Genomic DNA, 3,867 nt, shown 5'->3' with positions numbered 1-3,867 from the left:
ACCTGGCGGCCGCCCGCGCCGTGCTGCCCTCTCTCGGCGACGACTGGCGGGCCGTCTGGTACCGCGGCCTGACCGCGCTCACCGCGGCCAATGACGAGGTGTCGCTCCAGGACGCCGCGGACGCCTTCGACGCGGTCTACGACGCCTTCCCGGGCGAGGCCGCACCCAAGCTCGCCCTCGGCCTCTGCTCCGAGCTGCTCGGCCGGGCGGACGACGCCGCCGAGTTCTACCGGCTGGTCTGGAGCACCGACCACTCCTTCGTCAGCGCCGCCTTCGGACTGGCACGGGTGCTGCTGGCGACGGGTGACCGCGAGGGCGCCGTACGGACCCTGGAGTCGGTGCCGGAGACCTCCGTCCACTGCACCGCCGCCCGGACGGCCGCCGTACGGGCCCGGATCCGGGACCGCTCACCCGTCGAGCCCCTCGGCGCCGACCTGGAGATCTGCGCCGCCCGGCTCGGCGATCTCGACCTGGACGCCCGGCGCCATGCGGAGCTGCGGGTCGAGGTGCTCGGCGCGGCGCTCGGCTGGGTCCTCGCCGGTCCCCCGGACCAGAAACCGCTCACCCTGCTCGGCCGTCCCGCCGACGAACGGGAACTGCGCAGGGCCCTGGAAGACTCCTACCGGGTGCTGGCCCGGCTGGCGGACCGGCAGGAGACCCGGTTCGCCCTTGTCGAGCGGGCCAACCAGACCAGGCCCAGGACATGGGTGTGACCCGAATGAGGTGTGACAGGGGATGCCGCAGATGACCGTGTGCCCCGCCTGCGCGGAGCCGCTGGAGCCCGAGGACATGTTCTGCGGCGCCTGCGGAGTCAGCCTGACGGCGCCCCCGGCTCCGCAGGGCGGCACCGGGGACTTCGTCCTCGCCGCCCCGGGCCGCCTCCTCCTCGACGACGACGACGGCGACGACGAGGACGGCGACGAGGACGAGGACGACGACCGGGGCGACGAGGGAACGGAACCGGGGACGGCGGACGGCTCCGCGGCCGGAGCCGGCGCCCGGCCGTGCGCCCAGTGCGGCGGCCGTGTGCTGGCCGACGGCTACTGCGACACCTGCGGCGCCGCGCGGACCCGGCCCCGCGACCACATGGAGCGCGCCCTGGAGGGCGTGGCGGGTGTCAGCGACCGCGGTGTGCGCCACCACCGCAACGAGGACTCCTTCACCATCGCCGCCACCTCGCTGCCCGACGGCACCTCCGCCGTGGTCGCGGTGGTCTGCGACGGGGTCTCCTCCGCCACCCGCCCCGACCAGGCGTCCCAGGTCGGCGCCGACGCCGCGTCCGAGGCGCTGCTCACCGCCCTCGAAGCGGGCACCGACCCCACCCGGGCCATGCACGACGCGCTGCTGGACGCCGCCCGCGCCGTCGACGCCCTCGCGCACGACGGCAACGGGCCCGACCCCGGCCAGAACTCCCCCGCCTGCACCTGCGTCAGCGCCGTGGCGGCCGCCGGCGCAGTCACCATCGGCTGGGTCGGCGACAGCCGGGCCTACTGGATCCCCGACGACCGCGAGGCCGCGGAGCCCTACCGGCTCACCGAGGACGACTCCTGGGCGGCCCGCATGGTGTCCGCCGGGCTGATGGGCGAGGCCGAGGCGTACGCGGACCCCCGCGCCCACGCCATCACCGGCTGGCTCGGGGCCGACGCCACCGAGGTGGACCCGCACACGGTCGCCTTCACCCCGCATGTCCCCGGGGTGGTGCTGGTCTGCACCGACGGCCTGTGGAACTACGCCGAGGCCGCCACCGACCTGGCCGACGTGGTCCCCGACGACGCCCGCACCGAGCCGCTCTCGGCGGCCCGGCAACTGGTGCGGTTCGCCCTCTCCCGCGGCGGCCACGACAACATCACCGTCGCCGTGCTGCCCTTCCCCCCGGCTCCGGCCCGCCGCCCCGAAGCGGAGCCCACTCCCACCCTGGTCGACCTCCCGGGCGGCGCGGAGCCGCCCGCCGACCGACAGGAGCACCGGTGATGGCCAGGCTGACCAAGCCCGAGCTGCCGAGTTTCACCGTCGACGTCTTCCAGAACGAGTACCTCTCCGAGGGCGCCCGCGAGGTCAACGCGATCGTCCGGGTGACCGCCACCGGCGGCGGCACCTCCGGCGGCCGCCCGCTCGCCGACCGGTCCCAGGGGCCGGAGGCCGCGGTGGTCGTCATGGTCGACTGCTCGGGCTCCATGGACCACCCGTCCAGCAAGACACGCGCCGCCCGTGAGGCCACCGCGACCGCGATCGACACCCTGCGCGACGGGGTCGCCTTCGCCGTGGTCGCCGGCACCCACGAGGCCCGCGAGGTCTATCCCGGCGACGGCACGCTCGCCGTCGCCGACGCCGCCACCCGGCACGCCGCCAAGCAGGCGCTGCGCCGCCTCACGCCCGGCGGCGGCACCGCCATCGGCACCTGGCTGCGCAAGGCGGACCGCCTCTTCCTCACCCGCCGGGACATCACCATCCGGCATGGCATCCTGCTCACCGACGGCCGCAACGAGCACGAGACGCCCGAGGCGCTCACCGCCGCGCTGGACGCCGTCTCCGGCCACTTCACCTGCGACTGCCGCGGCGTGGGCACCGACTGGGAGGTGGCGGAGCTGCGCCGGGTCTCCACGGCGCTGCTGGGCACCGTGGACATCGTCGCCGATCCCGCGGGCCTCGCCGACGACTTCCGCGCCATGATGGCGGACGCCATGGGCAAGGGGGTGGCCGGCGTCGGTCTGCGGGTGTGGACGCCGCAGCACGCCACCGTCGGCTTCGTCAAACAGGTCGCCCCCACCGTCGCCGACCTCACCGGGCGCCGCACCGAGGCCGGCCCCAGGGCCGGGGACTATCCCACGGGCTCCTGGGGCGACGAGAGCCGCGACTACCACCTGTGCGTCCAGGTCCCCGCCGCAGCTGTCGGCAGCGAGATGCTGGCCGCCCGGGTCAGCCTGGTGCTGACCCGGACGGACGGCACCGCCGAGGTGCTCTCCCAAGGGCTGGTCAAGGCCATCTGGACCGACGACCTGGCCTCCTCCACCCGGATCAGCCCGCAGGTCGCCCACTACACCGGCCAGGCCGAGCTGGCCGAATCCATCCAGCTGGGCCTGGAGGCGCACCGCAGTGGCGACATCGACCAGGCAACCGCCAAGCTGGGCAAGGCAGTTCGCCTCGCCCACGCCTCGGGCAACGAGGACACCTTCAGACTGCTGCAGAAGGTGGTCGACGTCGTCGACCCGAAGGAAGGTACCGTTCGGTTTCGCAAGCATGTGAGCGAGGCCGACGAGATGACCCTTGAGACCCGCTCCACGAAGACCGTACGCGTGAAGAAGTAGTGGGGGGCACTGATGCCGATCTGCCCGAGGGGTCATGACTCACAGGCCGAGGACTGGTGCGACGTCTGCGGCTTCCCGATGAGCGGACACAACCCGGCGGCGCCCTCCTACGGCACGCCGCAGGGGCTGGGGTCGCAGGGTCCGGGGCCACAGGGTCCGGGGTCGCAGGGAATGGCGCCGCAGGGGCTGCAGGACCCCGGGATGGCGGGCCAGGGGGTGCAGCAGCCCGGCAGGGGGCCGGCAGGGATGGGCCCTGCGGGCATGCAGCCCGGTGGGATGGGGTCCGGTGGCATGGCGCCGCCGCCCTTCGCCGAGCCCGAGACCACCGACGCCCTCGCCACCTGTCCGATCTGCCGCACCCCGCAGACCGGCCGCTACTGCGAGGAGTGCGGCTACGACTACGACCTCTCCGCCCCCTCCCGCGGCCACGGCGGCCACCAGCCCCACCAGCCGCCGCAGCAGCAGCAGCAGGGCTACGGGTACCCCCAGCCGTCCGCCCCGGCCCCCGCACCGTCCGGCGACCCCTTCGGCACCTATGTGTCCGCCGCGCAGCAGTCCGCAC

The 3,867-nt window shown here is 74.7% G+C and carries 3 protein-coding genes and 1 pseudogene; all 4 read left to right on the top strand.

The features are described from left to right. The coding region (locus AOK09_RS34090) for a tetratricopeptide repeat protein (protein WP_322973234.1) at positions 1-713 on the top strand (713 nt) is incomplete at its 5' end. Positions 714-735: 22 nt separating this feature from the next. Continuing rightward, on the top strand, positions 736-1,971 hold the full coding sequence (locus AOK09_RS34085) for a protein phosphatase 2C domain-containing protein (protein WP_055591087.1): 1,236 nt from the start codon (positions 736-738) through the stop codon (positions 1,969-1,971). Next, positions 1,971-3,305, top strand: a complete 1,335-nt coding sequence (locus AOK09_RS34080) for a vWA domain-containing protein (protein ID WP_055591086.1) — start codon at positions 1,971-1,973, stop codon at positions 3,303-3,305. The genes AOK09_RS34085 and AOK09_RS34080 overlap by 1 nt, the downstream gene beginning before the upstream one ends. 291 nt (positions 3,306-3,596) lie before the next feature. Further along, a pseudogene (locus AOK09_RS34075) lies at positions 3,597-3,867 on the top strand (hypothetical protein); the annotation flags it as partial.

The sequence above is a fragment of the Peterkaempfera griseoplana genome (assembly GCF_001418575.1).
In the GTDB taxonomy this organism is placed as follows: Bacteria; Actinomycetota; Actinomycetes; order Streptomycetales; family Streptomycetaceae; genus Peterkaempfera; species Peterkaempfera griseoplana.
This window is presented reverse-complemented; position numbering and strand designations above follow the sequence as displayed.

Coding starts and splice junctions, on each gene's coding strand:
- AOK09_RS34085 (WP_055591087.1), top strand. CDS start 736: ATGCCGCAGATGACCGTGTGCCCCGCCTGCGCGGAGCCGCTGGAGCCC.
- AOK09_RS34080 (WP_055591086.1), top strand. CDS start 1,971: ATGGCCAGGCTGACCAAGCCCGAGCTGCCGAGTTTCACCGTCGACGTC.